This window comes from Paenibacillus luteus (assembly GCF_006542765.1).
GTDB lineage: Bacteria > Bacillota > Bacilli > Paenibacillales > Paenibacillaceae > Pristimantibacillus > Pristimantibacillus luteus.
In genome coordinates this window covers 566,483-588,720 of sequence record NZ_SKCD01000022.1, presented here as the reverse complement: position 1 = coordinate 588,720, position 22,238 = coordinate 566,483, and the positions used below count along the sequence as shown (strand labels likewise).

Sequence of the window (22,238 nt, the reverse complement as noted above, 5' to 3'; positions counted from 1 at the left end):
GAATGTTGGGAGCCTTCACTTCGGGTTGACCGGGGTTCGTTCAATATGAAAGGAGTTTACACGTATGATGAACAACAGAAAAAGTCTCGCATTCAAACGAACGTTTTTGCTTTGGATGGTGATGCTGCTTATGCTCCAAGTATGGGCGCCATCGCAAGCTTCGGCGGCGGATCCGGGAACGGACTGGCGGGACATCGGTCCAAGCGGCACGAGCGCGTTTCGCGCGACTTCCGTGTTTGCTTCCGCGCTGGACAACGGCGTACTCTACGCCGCTTCCTTCACCAAAATCAGCAGCCCTACGGAGGATGAGTTATCCATCCAATCGTATGATGGACAAAAATGGAAAAGCATCACTTCGCAAAAGTTGCTTTCCCGTAATGGAGCAATCGACAAAATTGCGATGAAGGTTCACAATGGCATCATATATGTCGCCTTTACAAATTATCCGAGCGGCACCTTCCCTAACTACTTTACGCTGGTGAAGTGCGTTCCGGGCTCACCGAACTATACTTGCACGAGCTACTCTCCAAGCGGCGGCGCCGCTAACTATATGAACTTTGATTTGAACGTAAGCGATGACGGCACTCCGTACGTCGGAGTCGTCAGTTATCCGGCCCAATCATCGTGGGTAATCAAGTTCACTAACGATTCTTTTTCCGTGGTCGATCTTAATTTGGGAAGGAACGTCCCCCCGCAAAATGGGGTTAATTACGCAACCAACTACGTTGCGGTCGCTTCCGGGTCAGGCAAAACGTATGCGGCCATGGTTGACAGCAGGACGTTCGGCGGCGTCGGCGTCGTCGTGCAAAACGAAGGAAGCACGATGGCGAACAGTATCGGCGTGGCCCCTAATACGGTGAAGCAGATCGCCTTATCCGTTTACGGCGGTCAACCTTATCTCGCCTATTACGACGATGGCAACTCATCCAGTTATGACGATAATAAAATCGTCCTTAAGCGGTATGAGGGCTCCAATTGGAAAACGCTAGGAGAATACACGATGCCTAGCGGCGGTTATATTGCTGGAGCCATAAACGGGAAGTATCTTGATGTGTTTGCCGATAGTTCGGGAGCATATGTCGCATTTACGGACAAGGGGGGGATATCCGTCCTGAAAAGCACGGGAACGTCACTGGAGCCGGTGGGTAGCCTTGTGAACCCCGGACGGGCATTCACGAACTTCGTTTCCGTGTATCGCGATTCGGTTAGCGGCTTGCTGTATACCGGTTATTATGACAGTAGCGGTTATATCAAGAAGTTCGGAGTCGACACAGTCGCTCCGCTTGCGACGCAATTTACGCCTGCAACCGGTACTGTAGACGTTTCGGTCGATACAGGTCTGGAAGTGACGTTTAATGAAATCGTCTTACCCGGCAGCGGGAAAATCAACCTGAAAAGAGTCGGAGACGACGAGCTTCTCGGCAGCATTGTGGCTTCTGATGCGAGCCAGGTGACCGTATCGTACAAGAAAGCGTTCATTAAGCCTTCAACCAAGCTAAAATACGGCACGGAGTATTATGTTGAGATCGAACCTGGCGCGTTCAAAGATTTGGACGGGAATCTTTATGCAGGTACGAACGATTCTCCAGAAATAAAGGAATGGAGCTTCAAAACCGTGGCGGATGTCACGCCGCCTTCTCTGATCACCTTGTCGCCGACAGACAAGGCAGTGAACGTGCTGCTCGATTCGAAACTTTCACTGACGTTCAACGAACCGATCGTCGCAACGGATGCGTTCATCGACTTGTACAAATTGAATGGGGATTTGGTCGAGTCAATCAAAGCGAGCAATAAGACGAGGGTAGCCGTGTCTGGCAACAGAGCGACGATTACGCCAGCTGACGGCCTGCTGAACGATACGAGTTATTACGTCATCGTTCCGAAGGGTGCGTTCCAGGATGAAAGTGGTAACGACTATGCCGGTCTGAACGCGCCGACGGACTGGAATTTCAGAACGATTCCGGATTTGATTCCGCCGACGATCGTATCGCTGAGCCCGGCGCATCAGGCGGTGGGCGTGGCGCGCGACACGAAGCTGACGCTTAAGTTCAGCGAGCCGGTGTTGCCGGTCGCCGGCAAGAAGCTTACGCTCTACTATAAAGACGTATCTAATCAAAGTCTTACACAAGTAATCAATTTAAGTGATGCATCCAAGGTCAACATTTCGAGCGAAACAGTAACGGTGACCATAAATGAGTTATTTTATGGTGATAACGTGTATGTCTCCATAGAATCCGGAGCCTTGACGGATTTGGCCGGCAATCCGTTCGCCGGTATTCAATATGGGGACTGGCAGTTCAAGACCGTGCAGGACACGATTGCTCCCTACGTCACTCAATACACACCTGAGAACGGCGGGACGAACGTACCAGTAACGATCAAAGAGCTGCAATTCGTTTTCAACGAAGAGGTTAAATTTACAAATGATGGTAGATATAAGTATTTGCGTATTTTCAGCAAAGACGGTCAAGAGATACAGAAGATAGATATGGCTTCTAATGGAAGCTTAAATAAAAATGTGATGAATGTTCGTCTAGGGAATAAAGCTTTGGAATACGATACGGATTACTACGTCAAAATCGATGCCGATAGCTTCGATGATATGGCGAGAATCACCGTAAACCCGAATGGATATGGATATTTGGGTAATTCATACAAGGGAATAAGCGACAATACGACCTGGGCGTTCCGCACCGGACCGGATCGCGACCCTCCGATACTCGTCGGCCTCGCGCCGCAGAACGGAGCCAAAAGCGTCTTGGTCAAAACGATGCTGGCGATTGAACTCAACAAGCCGATCAAAGTCGGTACCGGCAATGTGCGTATTTACAAACAGGGCACGGATGAGCTTGTCGACACAATTCCTGTGAACGGGAAAAAGGTTGAAGTCGAAAACTTTACGATGATTTTGACGCCCACGGCTTCTTTGGAATCGTTAACCGGCTACTACGTGAAAGTCGATGCCGGCGCGATTAAGGATCTGAATGGCAACAGCTACGCTGGCTTTTCGGACAAAACGACGTGGGCGTTCACGACGGCCCCGGATACAATGCCACCGGTGCACGAGACGCTATCGCCGCCTGACGACGCTAAAAACGTGGCATTGGATACCGATCTTGCGATCACGTTCGACGAGAACGTGAATGCCGTTACCGGTAAAACGATCAAGCTGTACAAGAGTGGCAACAGCACGCCGATCGCGACCATTCCAGTTGAGGATACGACGGTATCGGGCAGGATGGTGACGGTTCGTCTGAAGGCCAAGCTGCCATCAGGTCTCGCGTATGGTACGGACTACTACGTTAATGTAGAGTCTGGAGCATTCAAGGATCTGGCAGGAAACCCGTACGGTGGAATTAACGGCAATTCGGCGTGGAATTTCACGACGGAATTTTTGCTCAGCGATGTCGAGTCGACGGTCGAAGCTTCGCCAACGCAAGTGATTGCGGACGGCGTGTCAGCTTCCACGATTACGGTGACATTGCGGGACGATCAGAAGCGGACGATCGCGGGACGGATGGTAACGCTGTCGGCGAGCGGCGACAGCTCCGTCATCGCGCCGGCACAAGCGTTAACGGACGCTTCGGGCAAGGCGATTTTCAAAGTGAAGGACAGCGAAGTTGAAAAAGTCGTCTATAGCGCCAAAGCGGGAACGAAGACGATCAAACAAACGGCTGTCGTCAATTTCGTCGCGGGACCGATCAACGGCGCGTTTTCGATAGTCAAGGCTGCTCCGGCCAGCGTCCCGGCGGACGGCAAAACGGCGTCGGTCATTGCGGTGACACTGAAGGACGCTTACGGTCATGGCATTCCGGGACAGACGGTCAGCTTGACCGCAGGAGCAGGCAGCTCCGCCATCGATGCGGTGCAGCCAGTGACTGACCTTTACGGGAAAGCGGTGTTCCTGGTTAAAGATCAGGTCGTCGAGCAAGTGGTTTATACTGCACGAACAGGCGGTCTGATTTTGGCGCAGCAGGCAACGGTTAACTTCGAAGCTTCGCTTCCTGGCGGCGAAGGGCCGAAGGCGAGTGTGCTTCAATCTCGCGTTTCCGCATCGCCGACGGTGGTGAAGGCAAACGGTGCCGACGTCTCTACAATTACGGTGACGTTGCGAGATAGTAACGGCGCGTCAGTGCCAGGCAAAAAGGTGAGTTTGACGGCAGACGGCGGCATCAGCGACATTGCTGTCGTGCGCGATATCAGCGATGACGAAGGCCGCGCTCTGTTCATCGTCAAGAATGCCAAAGCGGAGCAGGTAACGTACACCGCCAAGGTTGTTACCGACAATGTGACGATAGCCGATAAGGCGTCTGTTACGTTCGAATCGCCGCGTTCATCCGATCCGGCTGCGCCTGCAGTCAGCGTGCTGAAGTCCTCCCTTGAGGCGTCGCCGGTCGTCGTGACAGCGAACGGCAAATCGTTCGCGATACTGACCGCGACGCTGCGCGACGAGGATGGCAAGCCGATCTCCGGCAAAAAAGTTGTGCTGGCGCAAGGCGAAGGAAGTTCCATCGTGACGGCGTTACATGATACGACAGATGCGGACGGCGAAGCAGTATTCAAAGTGACGAATACGAAGGCGGAACCGGTAACGTACTCGGCGAGCTTGGCAGCGGGAAGCGCAACGCTTGCGCAGCGGGCGAAGGTGACGTTCGAGTCTGAGAACGTCGGCGGACCGGGCGGAACGATCGTCAGTGTGCTGCGTTCCAGCATAACGTCCAATCCAGCGGTTGTAACGGCTAATGGGACGTCGTCAGCGGGAATTATCGTGATATTGCGAGACGAGAACGGAATTCCGGTGTCCGGCAAAAAAGTCGCTCTGACACAAAACGGCAGTTCGCACATCGTGTTCGGCAGCGATATCAGCGACAGCTTGGGCATCGTGCGGTTTACAGTAACGAGCGAGACGGCGGATCAGGTTGCATATACGGCGCATTTGACGGAGTCGGGAGCAACATTGTCGCAGCAAGCGATCGTTACGTTCGAGAGTGCGACGGTAAAAGCGGGCGGCAGCAAAACAAGTGTGCTGGATTCCACAGTAGTCGCGTCTCCGGCGGTCGTGGCAGCTAACGGAACGGACGTCTCGACGATTACAGTGACGATGAAAGACGTGTTTGGATTGCCTGTGCCCGGCAAGACGGTTAGCTTGACGGCGAACGTCGGCAGCTCGGTTGTCGAAGCCGAGGGAGGCGTAGTCATCACCGACGCGTTCGGCCAGGTCAAGTTCAAGGTCACAAATCAAAAAGCAGAACAAATTTTTTACACGGCTAAAGATGAAACAGATGGCGTGACGCCAGCGCAGCGTGCGACGGTAACGTTCGAGACAGCGGCAAGCGGCGGGCCGGGAGGCCCGGGTGGTGTCAGCGTGCTGGAGTCGACAGTCATCGCTTCACCGGATACGGTGGCAGCGGACGGAGCATCGTTCTCGACGGTGACGGTGACGCTGAACGATAAAGGCGGGCAGCTGATCACAGGCAAAGAAGTCACCTTGAACGCAGACGGCGGCAATTCGGTGATCGAAGCGGTTGGCGGCGGCATCAGCAATGCTCAAGGCCGAGCGACATTCAAAGTTAAAAATACTCATGCGGAACAAATCGAGTACACGGCGGTGATTCAAGCCGACGGCGTGACGATAGCGCAACGTGCGACGGTTACGTTCGAGACTTTCGGAAGCGGAGCAGGCGGACCGATCGTCAGCGTACTGGATTCCACGGTAATCGCTTCGCCTGAGCAGGTGACGGCAGACGGTAACGATTTCTCCGTCATTACGGTGACTTTAAAGGACACTACCGGCGCAGCGGTGAGCGGCAAGCGAGTGACGCTTGTGGCAAACGGCGGCAGCTCGGAAATAGTACCGGTTGGCACAGGCGTGAGCGATGTTAACGGCCAAGTAAAATTCCGGGTGACCGATGTTCACGGCGAACAAGTGACCTACACGGCCAAACTGACAGCGGACAATGTAACGCTGGCACAATGGGCGACAGTCACGTTCGAGACGGCGGGTTCCGACAGCGGTTCTTCCGACGTCAGCGTTGTACATTCGACGGTCGTTGCTTCTCCAGTAACGGTGGCGGCGAACGGCAAATCGTTCTCGATCGTCACGGTTACGCTGAACAACGCTGACGGATATCCGGTCATCAGCAAAAAGGTAACGCTATCTGCAGACGGCGGCAACTCGATTATTCAGCCAATCGGCACAGGCGTGAGTGACGATGCAGGTCAAGCAACGTTTAAGGTAACGGATGCTGTAGCGGAACGGGTAACTTATACGGCACAGGTGCTGGACGATGGCGTCACACTGGCGCAGCGCGCGTCGGTCGTGTTCGAAGCGGGTTTGCCTGGGGAGGAAACGCCACGTGCGAGCGTGCTGAAGTCGACGGTTACGGCAGTGCCTGACAACGTGAAAGCGGATGGGATCGATTTCTCTACGATAACCGTTGTGATCAAGGACGCGGACGGCAATCCATTGTCCGGTAAGTCGGTCAGCCTTTCTGCTGATTCGCCTCGGGTCGTGCTGACGACGCTCGCAGGCGTAACGAATGAGCGGGGCGAAGCGACGTTCAAAGCGAGAAACTACTATGCGGAAAAAGTGTTGTTTATTGCGAAGGTGGCGGCCGATCAAGTTACGATCGCGCAGCGTGCGGCAGTTACGTTCGAATATGCGAGCAGCGGCAGCCCAGATGAGAAAGCAATCAGCGTATCGAAATCGACGGTAGTCGCGAATCCGGATGTCGTGTTGGCGGACGGAACGACGAAGTCGACGATTACGGTGACGCTGGTTGATGCGAGCGGCGCGCCGATTGCCGACAAGACGGTCAAGCTGACTGCCGGCAATGGTAGCTCGGTAATAACTGCGCTTGGCGGCGGCAAGAGCGGATCCGACGGCAAGGTAACATTTGAGGTTACGAATAAGAAAGCGGAGCAAGTGATTTATTCCGCTCAAGTGGTCGGCGACGGCGTGACGCTTGCGCAGCGTGCGACGGTAACGTTCGAATCGCTGGCGACTGTCAACGGGCCGGGAGGCGAGAGCACTCCGGGCATCAGCGTGCAGAACTCTCGCGTTGAAGCGAATCCGGTTATCGTAACGGCAAACGGATCGTCGTTCTCGACGATTAAGGTGACGTTGAAGGACGTTAATGGCACGGCGGCAGTCGGGAAAACGGTTAAGCTGTCGGCCGACGGCGGCAGCTCCGTAATCGCGGCGGTGAACGCCGTCACGAACGGTCAAGGACAAGCCGTGTTTACTGTCAAAAATAAAGCCGCCGAGCAGGTGGCCTATACGGCCAGCATCGAGGCGGAAGGTGTGACGCTCGCACAGCGTGCGACGGTAACTTTCGAATCGTCGGCAGGCGAAGCAACTGCGGATGCGGTCGTCAACGTGCTCGACTCGACTGTGAAGGCATCGCCTGAGCAGGTGACGGCCGACGGCTTGGATGCTTCAACCATTACGGTTACTTTGCGTAATGCCAGCGGTCAACCGATCGCCGGCAAGACGGTGACGTTGATGGTTAATGTCGGCAGCAGCTCGGTTATTGCTCCGGCAGACGGAGTCGTTAGCGGTGCAGATGGTGTTGCGAGATTCACGGTAACTGACAGCAAGGCTGAACAAGCGACCTACACGGCGCATGTGACCGAGGATGGAGTAACGCTGGCGCAGCGAGCCACCGTAATGTTCGAGTCCGACGCTTCAGGCGGAGGAGCGGGAACGCCTGTCATCAGCATCGTGAAATCGACGGTCACGGCATCACCGACCGTCGTGGCTGCAAACGGTAAGGCACAGGCGAAGATTACCGTTACGTTGAAAGACGCGAACGGCAATCCGATCGGAGGCAAGTCGGTAACATTGGCGGCGAACGCCGGTAACAGTTCGATCATCGCCCCTGTCGGAGATGCGATTAGCGGAGCGGACGGCGTGGCGCAGTTCATAGTGACGGACGCCAAAGCTGAACAGGTAACATACACGGCGAAGGTTGAAGACGCGACACTGGCGCAACGTGCGAAGGTGACCTTCGAGACGCCGCAATCGTTCCCGGTAACGAGCGTGACGCAATCGACCGTGACTGCGTCCCCCGCTACAGTGGCAGCAGACGGAACAGCTTTCTCGACGATTACGGCTGTATTAAAAGATGTGGCCGACAAGCCGCTTGCCGGTAAGACGGTCAGCGTAACGGCAAGCAGTGCCAGCTCGATTGTTACGGCAATGAATGCAAAGACAGACGTGAATGGCATCGCAATGTTCAAGGCAACCAATACGAAAGCGGAATCCGTCGCCTATACGGCTGCAGTCGAAGAAGATCAAGTGACGCTGGCGCAGCGCGCGACGGTGACGTTCGAATCGACGGGTACAGGCAGTACGGGAATTGCAGACGTTAGCGTACTTCGCTCAATCGTAACGGCGACGCCGAACGTAGTCGATGCCGACGGTGTCCAAACTTCAACTGTGAAAGTGCAGTTGCTGAATGCAAGCGGCGAACCGATTAAAGGATTAAACGTGAGTTTGACAGCAAGCGGCGGATCTTCCGTCATTGATGCCGTGTACGGCACTGCAGGCGTTGAAGTCAGCAACGATAACGGCGAAGCGTTTTTCCTAGTGAAAGATTCGAAAGCCGAGCGTGTGACGTATTCGGCGCATGTCGATCCGGGTGTGACGATCGCGCAAATGGCGATTGTAACCTTTGAAACGCCGGCGAGCGGCGGAGGACCGGGAACACCGGGCATTAGCGTGATGCAATCGACGGTAATGGCTACTCCGGCAAAAGTAACAGCGGACGGCGTACAATCTTCGCTGATCACGGTAACGCTCAAAGATACGGAAGGTAATGCGGTTGCTGGCAAGACGATCGAACTTACGGCAGACAGCGGTAGCTCGGTGATTGTTGCCATTCAAGCGATAACCGACGTCAACGGCAACGCCACGTTCTCCGTGACGAATACGAAGGCGGAACAAGTGACATATACGGCTGCCGTTGTATTGGACAACGTGACGATTGCACAAACGGCGACGGTAATCTTTGAAACAAATAACGGTGGACATTCGGGTGGATCGAATGTCAGCGTCCTGAAGTCTGCCGTAACGGCAGCACCGCAGACGGTTGCGGCGAACGGCGCTTCAGCGTCGACGATTACCATCGCGCTTAAGGACGCAAACGGCCTGCCCGTTGCGGGTCAAACGGTAACATTAACTGCGGACGGCGGAAGTTCAACGATTACGCCGGTCAATGCGATAACGAACGCGCTAGGCATAGCCGTGTTCAAAGTAACGAGCCTGGAAGCCGGACAAGTGACCTATCGCGCCGAAACAGCCGATGCGGTTATCGCGCAGACGGCGACGGTAACGTTCCAGACGGTATCGACGGCAGGTTCGCCAACGACCAGCGTCGCGCGTTCCACCGTGACGGCAAGCCCGGATCGGATTAACGCCGACGGCAAGGCGACAGCGACTGTTACCGTAACGCTTCTCAATGCGGTTGGGCAGCCGGTTGTCGGCAAAAAAGTGAAGCTAACAGCAGCTAACGGCCACTCCATTATCACTTCGGCGGGCGAAGTCGTCAGCGACGAGCAAGGACAGGCCGTATTCAAGGTCACGAACGTGTATGCAGAGCAAGTGACTTACAGCGCCAAAGATACGACAGATAATGTCAGCATCGCACAAACGGCGACGGTAACATTCCTGGCCAACGCGGGTACAGGCAGCGCCAAGTCCAGCGTCACACGCTCGACTGTGACGGTTTCACCGGATCGTGTGACGGCGGACAGCGAAGCTTACGCGACAGTGACGGTGACGCTTCTCAATACCAACGGCCAGCCGGTCGTCGGCAAGACGGTGACGCTGAACGCAAACGGCGGCCGTTCGACAATCGCGAAGGTTGGCTCGAATGTTAGCGACGCGCAAGGAAAAGTCGTGTTCCGCGTTAGCGACGCCTATGCGGAACAAGTAACTTACAGCGCCAAAGATACGACGGATAACGTCAGCATCGCGCAAACGGCAACCGTCACGTTCCTGGCGAACACCGTAACGGGCGAGCAGAAAACGAGCGTGGCACGTTCAACGGTGACAGCTTCACCGGCTGAAATCATCGGCAACGGCATTGAAACGTCAACGGTAACGGTCACACTGCGCAACGCAAACGGCCAGCCGGTCGTCGGTAAGAAGGTGATACTGATCGCAAGCGACGGCAGCTCGATCATCGCGCCGGCAGGCGAAGTGGTCAGCGACGCGCAAGGACAGGCGACTTTCACGGTCAAAAACAATGTGGTCGAACAAGTGACTTACAGTGCCAGGGATACGACGGACAACGTCAATATCGCGCAGACGGCGACGGTTAAGTTCAAGCCGAAGGAGCCAAGTCGGAAGCTGAAGCCGGAAGACATCGAGCCTGAAGCAGACAAGAAAAAGGTAACGGTAAAGGACGTGCCTCCTGGAGGCAAAGTCGTTATCTATGACGACAATGGCGGCGTTATTGGTGAGGGAGAAAATCCGGGGCCAGATGCCGGTCCGATCGTGATCAACATCATCGAGCCGCATGTGATCAAGGAAGGCGAAGTGATTCACGTCACGTTGACCGAACCTGGCAAGAAGGAAGGCGATCCGGTTGACAAGACGGTACGGAAGGACATAGATACAAGCTTGCCTGTTCCTCCGCCGAAAGTGCTGGCCGATCTGGACAACAATGAAGTGAAAATCCTCGACGTATTGCCGGGGGCGACGATCAAGATCTACGACAAAGACGGTAACGTCATTGGCACCGGAACGAATCCCGGTCCAGGCACCGGCACGATTGTGATTAAGGTAAATGCGCCGTATGTGATCAAGGAAGGCGACGTTATTCAATTGACTGCTACGGAGTCAGGGCTCAAGGAAAGCGGCAAGACGAGCAAAACCGTCACGAGGGACGACCTTGTCAGCAAAAATTTGAAACCGGAGCAGATCGTGCCGGAGTCGGACAAGAAAACGGTAACGGTGACGGATGTTCCGCCAGGCGGCAAGGTCAAGGTTTACGACAAGGACGGCAACGTCATTGGCGAAGGCACCAATCCGGGGCCGGGCTCCGGACCGGTCGTCATCTCCGTACCGAATCTGAAAGAAGGCGACAGCATTCGCGCAACCCTCACAGAACCGGGCAAACGCGAAAGCGAGAAGACTGAAAAGACAGCGACGAAGGACAAGGATACGAGCTTGCCGCCGAAAGGCGCTTTCGTGCGCCAGGCGAGCGACGAAGTCGAGGTGCCGGTCGTTCCGCCTGGAACGACCGTCAACGTCTACGACGATGAAGGCAACCTGATTGGTACGGCATCCAATCCGAGCAGCGAGCCCGCGAAGGTCGTCGTTCAGTTGAAGCCGAAGAAGCGGCTGCTGCCAGGAGATATCGTCCGGGTGACGCAGACGGAGCCCGGCAAAAAAGAAAGCGGTAAAGTTCCGGCAACCGTGCCAAGCAGCAAGCTATATGACTTAGAGGCGGAAGTCCAGGGCAAGACGATCAAGGTGAAAGTCAAGCCGAAGCCGGGCAGCAACCCGGCCGTCGAGACCGCATACTTAATTATCCAGGGTATTCGCGGAGATACACCGGTATACGTCAAGAGCTACAAAATCGATTTGAAAAACATTCCGGCGACATTCCCGTTTGAGCTCGACAAGGCGATCGCCGGAGACAAGCTGTATATCGTCATTTCCAGCAAACCGGCTAACGTCCGCAGCGACGTCGGCTACAGCTTGTCGGATGAAACGACGGCAACCGTATGACAATCAGAGAAACACGTAAGCGGGAGGTTATGCCTATGAAATCATCTTTCAGCATGAGAATATTCATTACACTACTCGTCACGGCCGCGCTGCTGTTTGCTTTGGTCAGCCCCGTACAGGCCGGTCAGGCCGGCACGACGACAGCGCCCGTCGCCGACAAGTATCAAGGCGATCACGTCACCATCGCAGGAACGTCCGCGGCGCCCGATGTCATCGTCAAAGTGTTCGGACCGACCGACGACGTCTATTATGTCCGCTCCGTTCCGGTCGCGAGTGGTCGATATGCGACGGATTTCACGCTGGCCGCAGACGCCGAGCTGGGCCGGTATACGGTCATTGCCGGTTACGGCAGTGACGTTGCCCGAACGACGTTTCTCGTCCTGAAACGAGGAGCGTCCGACGATGAGCACGAACTGGAGGACGCTTTGAACAGCTTAACCATCGGATTCAGCAACGGGGATACGTGGGAAAGCGTCACCTCCGATTTGTACATGCTGTCCGTCGGCAAGCATGAAACGCAAGTTTCCTGGGTATCGAGCCAGCCGGACGTCATCGTGATCGGAGCGCCGCAGGGAACGGAAATCAAAGGCCAGGTCAAACGGCAGGACGATGAACGGAGCGTCGTTATTACCGCCACCGTGTCCAAAGGCGACAAGAAGGCCAAGCGGCCTTTCCTGCTTATCGTCAAGAGCAAAACGACGAGCAAATCGTCGGTTACGGACAACGTCCGCACGGTGAACGTCGTCGGGGAAACGGGCGGCTATTCCAAGGCGCTCGGCATTACCCGCATTGTGATGTCCGACGGCACAAAAATCGACAAAACGATCGTGGACGTATCATCGGCCGACCAGATCGTCGACCGGGGACAGGAAACCGGAGAAAAGTTATCCCGGCTTCTCATGGATCAGTTGCCGGGCGACGTGTCGGACGAGCTGGCAGTGGAAGTTCAGGCGGGCAGCGTCTCGACGTTGGCGAACTACGGCATGACGTTCCAGGTGGAAAGCGAGACGGCGGTGCTCACGATCGCGAACGATGTGCTGCAGCAAATGCGCAAGCAGGCGATGGATTTGTACTTCCGCATCGTGCCGGTTCGCAGCGCTCTCCAGCGGGAGGCGCTAGCCGGCCAGATCGTCGGGGATCCTGTCGTGCGGCAGGCGGCGGGCGGTACGAACGCGGAAGTGGTCGGCACCCTCCAGAAGATCGAGACGAACTATACTAGCTACCTGACGAAGCTGCTAATTCCGTTCAACGGCATCGTGCCGGTCGGCGATTCGGCGTCTTATCTGAACTCGCTTCGCGTTTACATCGAGCACCACGACGGCGAGAAGGAACTCGTCGCCGGGACGATTGTGAACCGGAACGGATCGCCCTACGGGATCGAGATCGAAATCGGCAAGTTCAGTACGTTTGCGCTTGTTCGGCTAGGCTCGTTAGGCGGCAATAGCAGCAATGGCAACGATGATCAAGCAGGTGCCAAGGACAAGCACACGGCATACGTGAAAGGCTATCCGGACGGAAAGTTTAAGCCGGAGAACAAAATCACGAGAGCCGAAATGGCCTCCTTGCTCGTCCGTGTGCACGAAGCGGGTCAGAGCAGCGTATCTACGTTTCCTGACGTGCTCGGCAAATACTGGGCATACCAGAGCATTATGGACGTACAGCGCATGGGCCTGATGAAAGGCTATCCGAACGGAACATTCAAGCCGGAGAACAAAATTACGAGAGCCGAAATGGCTGCCATCGTTATGCAGTGGCTGAAGCTGAATGACATGGCGTCAACGAAGGCAAAAGATACGAAAGGCCACTGGGCGGAGCAGACGATTGCCCGCGTTATGAAAGCTGGCGCCATGACCGGTTATCCGGAAGGCAGCTTCAAGCCGGAACAGCCGCTGACGCGAGCGGAAGCGGTCACGATCCTCAATCGGTTGCTGAAGCGCGGTCCACTGTACGGGTTGACGGTACCGAGCTGGCCGGACGTTCCGAAGAAGCATTGGGCTTTCGAAGATATTGAGGAAGCTTCCAAAGATCATAAATTCCAATTGCGCGCCGAAGGTGGCGAAACGAAAATCGAATAGCGTCTGACTGGGTACTTCCCAAAGAAAGGACATGGTGTTTTCTATGCACCATGTCCTTTTTCTATGAGATTTTTGCTAGTTATAGCGATTGGAGCGAGAGTCAAAAAAACAAAAGACGCTTCCAACTCACTCATCCAGTGGCGTTGGAGCGTCTTTACTCGTCATTCTTGGACTAAGTCTAAGTCATCCAACTGAATTTGTTCAAAAACCTGCTTCGTCAGCAAGGAAGGCTGGATGCGGAGCTCACCAAGCTTCTCTTCAAGCCAACGATAAGTTTGTAGCACTCGATCGTGCTTACCGAGTGACATATACGCTTGCATGAGAATTCAATATGATTCTTCCTCATAAGGAGAAAGAGCAATCACTTGCATGGCTGCTTTGACGGTGAGGCTATATTCTTCCTGCTCCATATACTGCTTAATAAGCTTCAAGAATAGTGTGACCACAACAATGTCCACTTGTGCAGCAGCCTCATAGGCCCAAGGATAATCTTCGTCTTTCAGCAAGCCGCCTTGATACAGCTTCAGTATCTCTTCCATCTCACGGATAGACAGCTGTCGATCATTCGTTTCGCTTGGTATGCAGCTCATAATCGCCATATAATCAGAGCTTACTTGTTGAGCATCTAACCGATAAGCTTCCTGCTCATAAAGAATGACATTGTCAAGTCCGCATTTCCGCAAGTCCTTTCTAAGAAAGCTGACACATGTATGTAAATAAATTTTGGATTTCTCGTATCGTTCATCTGGCCATAGCTGTGCAATGAGCTTATCTCGATGAACGGCAGTTTTGTGCAGCAGCAGATAGGAGAATAACTCCTTTTCTTTGGCGGTTCTCCAGTTCAAGCTGGTGCCGTCCATCTTGCCAACATAGAATGGTCCAAGCAGTTGGACCTGCAATTGCGATTCCTTCGCTTGAGCTCTCGGGAGAGATCGATCGGGAGCCTCTTTCGAAATTCGTTCAATCGTCTTCATCAGTCGCGCCATTTCCACAGGCTTAAGCAAGTAATCGACTGCGGCTGTATCGAACGCTTCAATGGCATATTGGTGATAGGCTGTGACGAATACGATGGCAGCGTTCGGATCACTGGAATGAATATGCTCTGCCAGCTCTAGCCCGGTCATCCCGGGCATCTCAATATCCAGAAACCAGACATCCGCTGTGGCATTGTGTTGGATCGTTTCGATCGCTTCGTATGCATTGGAGAACCGTCCAGTGATTTCGACCTTGCCTGTTCGAAGCAAGAACATTTCAAGCATATTAAACCGAGGAGGTGGTAGAGGAATGGGGAGCCAATATTCCCGGCTCGGGTTAATTAGCTCCTAAATTTACAGCAGGCGCTCGGTCATGATTCGACTCACGGTGCGGGCCCTAAAATGGTTAGGAGGTGCTGCCGGCACAAGTCCGTTACTGGTACTGCTGGAAGTACGAGGAATTGTATCGCGTAGATGGCGGCTATGAGGGAATGCTTGAACGTATTATCTGTTGCGAAGATATTGCAGTCGAACACGAATATCAGCTTTGTCAACAGCATCATTTCGTTCTCTGATCTTAAGGTTTTCCTCATAGCACCAATAGTGCTCTCCTTACTTCATAGTGGGGGGAGTTTTTTATTTAATTCCTTTTTTTTGCATAGTTGCTTTTCTGAGATTTAGGGGTTTTACGCAACGCTAGTGAGGTATGGTGTAATTATAGGTATATATGCAGCATATGTTTTAGTGGGAAGGAGGGATTGATACATAATTATTCCCAAAGAACTTATGGATGTTCTTGATAACGACACATATCTTGCAGGGATCGTAAGGTCAACAATCTCGCGGTTTGAGGAAATCATTCAAGAAAGTAAATTTGAGTTTTTCCCAGAGTATACAAAGCATGATTGTTCATATGTAGAAGCAGTTTTAGCGAATTCCAAGTATTTGATCGGTGAGAGCCTTAGTCTTCTAAATGCTAGAGATATTGCAATCTTGATTTTGTCCATTTTGGCACATGATCTTGGCATGCATCTTACCTTTGAAGGGTTTAATAGATTTCTGGGAAAAGGAAAACAAGAAGTAATTAAGGGAATTGACAATTTAACATGGTTGGAAGAATGGAATAAGTACCTGCAAGAGTCAAAGAAATGGAGTGGGAAAAAGCGACAAGAGATTTTCGGCAAAAAAAGTTACTACTAACAGAATTTTCAAAAGATAAACATGAGTATTCTGAAAGCGATAAAATGTTTATTGGAGAGTTCATTCGTCGACATCATCCGAGAATGGCTCATGAAATTGCATTATCTGGTTTCCCGTTGGCAAATGAGAGCGATTTATCTTTTACTATTGATTTAGATTTTGAAATAATGGATATTATAGGCTTTATTAGCCGAAGTCATGGAATGAATTTGCGTTCTACATTCTCTTATCTATTAGAAAAGCATCATGATTGTCGTACTCCATATAATATTAAAGTTATCTATCTTATGGTGGTTTTAAGGATTTCTGACTATCTTCATATTACTTCCGAACGTGCCCCAGCTAGAATTTTACAAATATCATCGTTTTCCAGCCCTGTTTCTATATTAGAATGGAATCTTCATCAGAACATTAAAGACATGAATCAGAACCATGAAGATCCTGAGACTCTTTTTGTAAATGCAAGACCAAGCAATAGTGTGGAGTTTCTTAAATTAGAATCTTTGTTTAAAATATTCAAAATGAAATTGATTTAAGTTGGGCCATAATGGGGGAAGTTTACGGAAGGTATAAAGAATTAAACAAATTGAAAATTTCCATAAGAAGAATACGGTCAAATCTTGAAAACAAATCGTATGTAGATTCTCTTCCATTTATTCCTAATAAGACGATATTCAACAGTGATCCAGAGGTTATCAAGCTACTTGTATCGCCCTTGTACGGTGGCAAACCGAGTTACGGCGTGAGAGAACTTATTCAGAATTCAGTTGATGCATGTAGGGAGCTTGAACACCTTTATAAAACAAGGGCAGTGATAGGTGAATACAAATCGGAAATTAAGGTAGGTGTCTACCAGACTGATTTCGATTATTATTTCCAAATTGAAGATAATGGTATGGGAATGTCACCAGAAGTCATCATTCAGTACTTTTTTAAAGCAGGAGCATCTTATAGGAACAATAAGGATTGGATAATGAATTTTACAGTGGATGGAGAAACCCAGATTACTCGAAGCGGTCGATTTGGAGTAGGAGTACTTTCCGCCTTTTTATTAGGAGATCAACTTGAGGTCACAACGAAAAATATTAACTCGGAACGAGGATATTCTTTTACGGCAAGTTTGGATAGTACTCAGATTGAAGTAAGTAATACTATAGATCGTTTTGTCGGGACTACAATAAGGATCAAACTTAATGAAAAGTCATTACAAGAATTAAAGAATCAGGTGGAAAGTGATTATCATTCAAATAGAAGTGAACCAGCATGGTTCGCATGGTAGGTGTTGAACAAACCTGAGATTCACTATAGTTTCCCAACTGATTGGGGACGAGCCGGATTCAATAAGTATCATACTGCTGCTGACATTAATGATTGGAGAGTTATTAAAGTACAAAGGTTTGGTAAAGTCTTATGGAAATTTGAAGATGTAGCTTCAAAGCAGTTCTATGATCCGACATTGCTTTGTAATGGAATCATAATTCCTAATGGTTATAGAAGCCGAGCCCCCTTTCACAATTCGTACCCTTCAATGGATGAAATGCCCTCAGTTGCGGTACTTGATTATGAAGGATCCATGCCGCTGACCTTAACTAGGGATAAACTGGATGGAGACAGTGAGCTTCCATTTGAAAAAGAATTGTTTCAAAGCTTGATTCTAGATATGTTGGCAAAACTCATAATGCGTAAACCGAATAGCGCTAAATTAGTCAGCGATACAACGTATTTCAATCATCCAATACTAAGAGCCAATAGAATAGTGGATGAAGATGGTAAGAGAGTCTTAGTAGGAGAAGAATCACTCATCTTGTCAAAAGCGGGTTATTGTCTTCCTTATACTCGTAATATTAAAAAGCTCAAAACAAATAAAATTGTCCAAATTTGGACTAAAACTTCACAAAAACTATCTTGCACTATATGGTCTTACTTAGAATATGCAATTCTCTGCAATCATCCGATATCGCATTCGAATCAGTTGGTGAAAAATACGCTTTATGAATCGAGTTTTATACATGATTTCAGAATAGATTCAAAAAGAATTTATCTTCCCAAACAGCTTGGAGTAGCATTGTTAAATGGAGGAATTGAAATGAGGAAGGACATATGGAGTAGATTGAAAATGGAAAAAGAGTTGGGTAATATGGTTAGTATTATCATGAATAATCCCCCTTCAGCTACAATTGATGATTCTTTTTTTGAAAGTGAGAATGGGTTAAAAGTAGATGCTCTAATTGAAATATATATATCCCCAAAGAAATTCAGAAAATTTAATAATCACGATAAAGAAAAAATTGAAGAATTAAATAAATATGTTGAAGAGGTTTTGGATAAGTGCTTTGCAGATGAAGTGTTTATCCCATACGATTTAAAGGAGAGGAGAAAAAAATATCCACAAGCTTTCAAGTATTTGTCGGAGTATATGTAGGTACACATAAGTAGTTTTCGTTCTGATGAAGTTCCTCATTCAGAGATTATGAAATTTGTATTAATTTGTTTCCGCATACGACATATGTGGAGTGCGGAAACATTAGGAATATGTTATAGGAACAAAATACTATCATAGCATATCTTTATAACGGTAGTGATAAGAATACGTTTGTTTAATTTACATCGGGTTATGTACACATAGTCAAAAAATTCGACAATACCGGGGAAGATTTAGAGGATCTAATCTCCATCGGCACGATTGGATTGATTAAAGCCACCGAGAGCTTCCAAACGGGAAAAGGTACGTAGCTCGCGACGTTCGCGGCTCGCTGTATTGAGAACGAAATACTTATGCATCTGCGTTCTTTGAAAAAGACGCGCAAGGACGTATCGCTGCACGATCCGATCGGCACGGATAAAGAAGGCAACGAGATCACGTTGATCGATATCCTCGGTACAGAGGCTGATGATATCGTGGATAAGGTGCAGCTGAAGATTGAGAAGAGCAAGATTTATAAAAATCTTGATATATTGGATGACCGCGAGAAAGAAGTTGTTATTGGTCGGTTTGGTTTGGAGCATGGCGGGGATGAGCGGACGCAGCGGGAGATTGCGAAGGAGCTGGGGATTAGTCGCAGCTACGTGTCGCGAATTGAGAAAAGGGCGCTCATGAAGCTTTATCATGAGTTTTATAAGGCGAAGCGTTAGATAGATTTCGATTCAGACTGTTCTTTTAGAGCAGTCTATTTTTGTGTTTGAACGCTAATGCGGGTTGTGTCATCTTAGGACACGTTCTGTGATACACTTCAAATATAAGATTGCTGATCATAAATACTGAATGGCCGGAGGGAAGTTATGAATCGTATACAGGATCTACAAAAACTGATAAAGCTAACTGGGGATAGAGCCAAGTTAGATGCAAAGGCTAATGATACCTACGTCGTTTATAAAACAAAAGATGGGCAGTTTATGAAAGAATATAGCAATGGGAATATCGAACAAATTGATAAACAGGAAAATGATCATGAGTGAACCAACTGCTGTTATTTTTGTATTCGCAGGGAATAATGGCAGCGGAAAGAGCACCATTCGCAATCTAATTATCGATCGACTTGGGATTAGTGTGGACATGATATTCCTACAGAAGACATCATTAGAAGAGACCAAACCTCTATGAAGAATCTGCTTGCGCATCTATACCTTCTTGATCACTTAATTGTTATTGATAATAGTGACTTAGATGGTGTGATTGTATTGGAAGCTTATGTAAACCATAATGTAATAAACTATATGTCCAAGACTATTCCTAATTGGGTGAAAGCGATAGAACAGCACTTACAATATGAAATAGATACTGTTGAATGAACCAATCGATGTGACATCACAAAGGTTGGTTCATTTTTAATACCATGAATGATGCTTGAAATGACATCGAGTTGTGTACACAATGTCAAAAATTCGATAACACTGGGGAAGATCTCGAAGATTTGATATCAATCGGCACGGACAAAGAGGGAAATGAGATCACGTTAATCGACATCCTGGGCACGGAGTTCGACGACGTGGCGGATAAAGCTCAAGATTGAGAAGAGCAAGATATATAAGAATTTAGACATATTGGATGATAGGGAGAAGGAAGTTGTTATTGGAAGGTTTGGGTCTTCGGGCGTGATGTGATGGGTCATAATAACCGCATCAACCTTCGGGCACAAGTTACCACGTCACGATGATGTGCGTTCCTTTCTATTTGTGCTTACAATCTACCGTACAGGAACATATGGGCATCAGCCTGCTTTGCGTCGACTGGCTGAAATCACCGTTTTTGCGTAAATGTCATTTGAGCGACAACATGGTCATTCCAGCATTAGCGCTTCCTATCGCAATCAAGTAGCATAATTGCTATACAGATATGGAAAATACTTGATGGAAAATAAAAAGAGGAGGGCTGGCATGGAAGCTAAAAGCTTGATCCATGAGTTATTCGAACAGCAAGTCGAACGGACGCCGGACCGTGAAGCCGTCAGATTTCAGGGGGAATCCGTGACCTACGCGGAGCTGAACCGCCGCTCGGACGCGCTGGCTCAGCGGTTGCGGCGCAGCGGCATCGGACCCGACAAGCTTGTTGGCATTGGTATGGAGCGCTCAATCGAAATGGTAGTCGCCTTATATGCCGTATTGAAGGCCGGGGGCGCTTACGTGCCGCTCGACCCGGATTACCCCAAGGACAGGCTCGCTTACATGGTCAAGGACAGCCAGGTGGGGCTCGTGTTGACGCAGCGCCAATTTAGTGGTCTTTTCGATGAGCTTGAGGGAGACGTATGGATTGCGGACGAGTTAGACTCGGTGCTGCAGGAAAACGGAAAAGGAAGTGATAACGGGACAGCTCGCACGCGGGACGGCCATTTGGCTTATATGTTTTACACCTCGGGGTCGACGGGGCGGCCGAAAGGCGCGATGAATACCCATGCCGCCATCGTCAACCGGCTTCGATGGCTTCAGCAAACATTCGTAATGGGGGAGAATGACAAGCTTTTGCAAAAATCGCCGTACAGCTTCGATGTATCGGTGTGGGAGTTTTTTTGGCCGCATATGTGTGGCGCGTGTCTCGTTATTGCAAAGCCGAAGGGGCATCTGGATAATGCATATTTATGGGAGATAATCAAGAGTGAGCAGATTTCGTTTGTGCAATTTGTTCCTACTATGCTCCAAACGTTCCTGAGCGCGGATCAATGCGAGGATTTGCCGTTCCTCCGCCATGTGTTCTTATGTGGCGAGCCGTTGTCCCCTACGCTGAACGAACGGTTCTGTTCTCTGATGTCGGCGCGGCTTCATAATTTGTACGGTCCGACGGAAGCCGCCGTTTTCGTTACCAATTGGACCAGCGACCGTCAGCCGGAACGGACTGTTATACCGATCGGCACAGTCATTGCCGAAAACGCCATGTACGTGCTGAACGACCGCTACGAACATGTCGCCCAGGGAGAAACGGGGGAGCTTTTCATTAGTGGAATCGGACTTGCGCGTGGCTATGCCGGCAGGCCCGATCTAACGGCTGAACGATTCGTTCCCAACCCGTACGGAGGGAAGCCAGGGGCGCGCATGTACCATACCGGGGACCTCGGGCGATGGCTTCAGGACGGCAATCTGGAATGTCTTGGACGTAACGACGACCAAGTTAAAGTGAGGGGCTTTCGCATCGAACTGGGAGAAATCTGCTCAGTGCTGGAGCAGCATGTCGGCGTCCGTCAAGCCGTGGCGGTTGTGCGCGAGGACCAGCCGGGAGACGAGCGCATATGCGCTTATTTTATACCGGATCATGTTTACTCGCCCTCGGTCAGCGAGCTCAGGGGCCATCTGCAGCAGACCCTACCGGATTATATGATTCCATCGTATTTCGTTGAAATGGAGACGTTCCCCCTGACGCCAAGTGGGAAAACCGACCGGAAGCAATTGCCAAGCCCGACCCTATCGCGGCTCATGATCGCTCATGCCTTCGTGCCTCCGGAAACGTTCATTCAGAAGGAGCTTGCCGTTATTTGGTCACAATTTTTCAGCTTCGATCAAATCGGAATAGACGACGATTTTATCGACCTGGGCGGACATTCGCTCGTCGCGACGCAGATCTTGGTACGCTGCGGCGATGTATTCGGTGTTAAGGTGTCACTCAAGGACATGTTGACCCGGGGAACGACGATTCGGGCGCTTGCGTCCATCATCGAAACCGGCTTGCTCGAGGATACCGACGATGCCGAACTGAACGCGATGCTGGGCGAGCTGGAGCATTTGTCCGAAAAGGAAATCGAGGAGCTGCTCAAGTGAGAGGCG

13 protein-coding genes and 2 pseudogenes are annotated in these 22,238 nt (G+C 50.7%); 13 read left to right on the top strand and 2 right to left on the bottom strand.

Features of this window, described 5'->3' with window-relative positions:
- The first annotated feature begins 67 nt into the window (after positions 1-67).
- The 3 genes from E0496_RS18805 to E0496_RS18800 all read left to right on the top strand — a co-directional run bounded on the left by E0496_RS18805 (position 68) and on the right by E0496_RS18800 (position 13,815).
- Positions 68-11,740 (top strand): Ig-like domain-containing protein, encoded by an 11,673-nt coding sequence (locus tag E0496_RS18805; RefSeq protein WP_206669810.1) that lies wholly within the window; start codon positions 68-70, stop codon positions 11,738-11,740.
- 207 nt (positions 11,741-11,947) lie between these two features.
- The gene (locus E0496_RS36240; protein ID WP_206669809.1) at positions 11,948-12,124 is read left to right on the top strand and encodes a hypothetical protein; all 177 of its coding nucleotides are present in this window, start codon (positions 11,948-11,950) and stop codon (positions 12,122-12,124) included.
- Positions 12,125-12,165: 41 nt separating this feature from the next.
- Complete coding sequence (locus E0496_RS18800; protein ID WP_161601484.1) at positions 12,166-13,815, top strand: S-layer homology domain-containing protein; 1,650 nt, start codon at positions 12,166-12,168, stop codon at positions 13,813-13,815.
- Between the two features lie 161 nt (positions 13,816-13,976).
- On the opposite strand, the gene E0496_RS36915 is transcribed toward E0496_RS18800, so the two are convergent.
- Both E0496_RS36915 and E0496_RS18795 read right to left on the bottom strand, forming a co-directional pair.
- Positions 13,977-14,099 (bottom strand): hypothetical protein, encoded by a 123-nt coding sequence (locus E0496_RS36915; protein ID WP_277755868.1) that lies wholly within the window; start codon positions 14,097-14,099, stop codon positions 13,977-13,979.
- 42 nt (positions 14,100-14,141) lie between these two features.
- Positions 14,142-15,059, bottom strand: a complete 918-nt coding sequence (locus E0496_RS18795; protein WP_206669808.1) for a response regulator — start codon at positions 15,057-15,059, stop codon at positions 14,142-14,144.
- A gap of 516 nt (positions 15,060-15,575) precedes the next feature.
- On the opposite strand from E0496_RS18795, the gene E0496_RS35630 reads away from it, so the two are divergent.
- From E0496_RS35630 to E0496_RS18765, 10 genes and pseudogenes are all read left to right on the top strand, one after another.
- Positions 15,576-15,989, top strand: coding sequence for an HD domain-containing protein (locus E0496_RS35630; protein WP_161601482.1), 414 nt, complete (start codon positions 15,576-15,578; stop codon positions 15,987-15,989).
- On the top strand, positions 15,938-16,525 hold the full coding sequence (locus tag E0496_RS18790; protein ID WP_141503289.1) for an HD domain-containing protein: 588 nt from the start codon (positions 15,938-15,940) through the stop codon (positions 16,523-16,525). Before E0496_RS35630 ends, E0496_RS18790 begins: the two co-directional genes overlap by 52 nt.
- Before the next feature lie 11 nt (positions 16,526-16,536).
- Positions 16,537-17,268, top strand: coding sequence for an ATP-binding protein (locus E0496_RS18785; RefSeq protein ID WP_141503287.1), 732 nt, complete (start codon positions 16,537-16,539; stop codon positions 17,266-17,268).
- Positions 17,269-17,271: 3 nt separating this feature from the next.
- Positions 17,272-18,411 (top strand): hypothetical protein, encoded by a 1,140-nt coding sequence (locus tag E0496_RS18780; protein ID WP_141503285.1) that lies wholly within the window; start codon positions 17,272-17,274, stop codon positions 18,409-18,411.
- Positions 18,412-18,611: 200 nt separating this feature from the next.
- Positions 18,612-19,121, top strand: a pseudogene (sigK, locus tag E0496_RS18775) (RNA polymerase sporulation sigma factor SigK).
- 147 nt (positions 19,122-19,268) lie between these two features.
- Positions 19,269-19,445 (top strand): hypothetical protein, encoded by a 177-nt coding sequence (locus E0496_RS35885; RefSeq protein ID WP_175598082.1) that lies wholly within the window; start codon positions 19,269-19,271, stop codon positions 19,443-19,445.
- A complete protein-coding gene (locus E0496_RS36585) occupies positions 19,438-19,590 on the top strand; it encodes a hypothetical protein (RefSeq protein ID WP_241674868.1) in 153 nt (50 codons plus the stop codon). Before E0496_RS35885 ends, E0496_RS36585 begins: the two co-directional genes overlap by 8 nt.
- The gene (locus E0496_RS36580; protein ID WP_161601481.1) at positions 19,587-19,778 is read left to right on the top strand and encodes a hypothetical protein; all 192 of its coding nucleotides are present in this window, start codon (positions 19,587-19,589) and stop codon (positions 19,776-19,778) included. The genes E0496_RS36585 and E0496_RS36580 overlap by 4 nt, the downstream gene beginning before the upstream one ends.
- An 86-nt stretch (positions 19,779-19,864) precedes the next feature.
- Positions 19,865-20,072 (top strand): annotated as a pseudogene (locus E0496_RS18770) (RNA polymerase subunit sigma-70); the annotation flags it as partial.
- A 291-nt stretch (positions 20,073-20,363) separates the two neighbouring features.
- Entirely contained in the window at positions 20,364-22,232 is a 1,869-nt protein-coding gene (locus E0496_RS18765; RefSeq protein ID WP_161601480.1) for a non-ribosomal peptide synthetase, read from the top strand.
- Positions 22,233-22,238 lie beyond the last annotated feature (6 nt).

Coding starts and splice junctions, on each gene's coding strand:
- E0496_RS18765 (WP_161601480.1), top strand. CDS start 20,364: ATGGAAGCTAAAAGCTTGATCCATGAGTTATTCGAACAGCAAGTCGAA.
- E0496_RS35630 (WP_161601482.1), top strand. CDS start 15,576: ATGGATGTTCTTGATAACGACACATATCTTGCAGGGATCGTAAGGTCA.
- E0496_RS35885 (WP_175598082.1), top strand. CDS start 19,269: ATGAATCGTATACAGGATCTACAAAAACTGATAAAGCTAACTGGGGAT.
- E0496_RS18805 (WP_206669810.1), top strand. CDS start 68: ATGAACAACAGAAAAAGTCTCGCATTCAAACGAACGTTTTTGCTTTGG.
- E0496_RS36240 (WP_206669809.1), top strand. CDS start 11,948: ATGTCATCGTCAAAGTGTTCGGACCGACCGACGACGTCTATTATGTCC.
- E0496_RS18790 (WP_141503289.1), top strand. CDS start 15,938: ATGGAGTGGGAAAAAGCGACAAGAGATTTTCGGCAAAAAAAGTTACTA.
- E0496_RS36580 (WP_161601481.1), top strand. CDS start 19,587: ATGAAGAATCTGCTTGCGCATCTATACCTTCTTGATCACTTAATTGTT.
- E0496_RS18785 (WP_141503287.1), top strand. CDS start 16,537: ATGGGGGAAGTTTACGGAAGGTATAAAGAATTAAACAAATTGAAAATT.
- E0496_RS36585 (WP_241674868.1), top strand. CDS start 19,438: ATGAGTGAACCAACTGCTGTTATTTTTGTATTCGCAGGGAATAATGGC.